General features: G+C 64.4%; 1 protein-coding gene. It reads right to left on the reverse strand.

Going from position 1 to position 820, the window contains the following annotated elements; all coding sequences use genetic code 11:
• Nucleotides 1-235: 235 nt before the first annotated feature.
• Nucleotides 236-451 carry a hypothetical protein gene (locus TNMX_RS02895; protein ID WP_253269363.1) on the reverse strand — a complete coding sequence of 72 codons (216 nt, stop codon included), beginning with the start codon at nt 449-451 and terminating at the stop codon, nt 236-238.
• Nucleotides 452-820 lie beyond the last annotated feature (369 nt).

The following is an 820-nucleotide window of genomic DNA, read 5'->3' on the forward strand; positions in this document are numbered from 1 at the left end:
AACCCCTTGGTGCGGCTGGGTCGCATAGTACTCCCTAAGCCGCCCCATCGTTCGCGCAGTAGCTTGTGCGCTACGGCCAAAACGCCTGCCTCGCCGCCCGGAGGGACAAGAACCCCCTTTGGGGGCCCTATCTTCGCGAAAGCTACATTTCGCGAAAAAGAGACCCCACTGCCCCGCCCTGCAGTTTCTTGGAAATTCATCGGTACTAGAAAGGGCGGAGAAGCCTTTCGGGCACCTACCCCTTCCCCAAGGACTGCGGCCCTCCCTTCAAAAGGAAGGGGTTCCTGCCGGTTATCCGGCAAGAAACCCAGGCGACCCGGGGCCGCTTACCGCCGCCTTCACTTCCGTCCTTCCCCAAGGGCCCATGCCGGTTCTTGAGGAGGACGCCCAGGCTGTAGACCCGCTTTCCCACCTTGACCACGAAGGCTTCCAGCCTGTCGCCCCGCCGCACCACGGGATAACGGTAGGCCGCCTTGGGGAGCTTGAGGACCGCTCCTGGTCATCCTCCTCCACGACCAGCTTCTCTTCCGGCCTGGAGCCGGTGCGCGCCCGGCTCCTCTTTCCCCCAAGAGCTTGGTCCTGGACCTCCTGAGCCGAAGCCGGATGGTCCGCAAGGCCGCAGGCGCCCTCTTTTCGCTGGTCCTCGGAAGCGCTGAAGGCTCTACAGGTCCGCTTCCCGCGGGGTGTGGCGGCGCCTCTTGGAGACGCCCGCCTTTCCGCCTACCACAAGCCCAGCCGCACGCTCCACCCCCGAGGGTGGCCTGAGTGCACCACTGCGTGGTTCCGGCGTGTTGCGAGGAGTTATCGTTCCCAATATCTA

It is taken from the genome of Thermus sp. NMX2.A1, assembly GCF_000511705.1.
Taxonomy (GTDB): Bacteria; Deinococcota; Deinococci; order Deinococcales; family Thermaceae; genus Thermus; species Thermus scotoductus.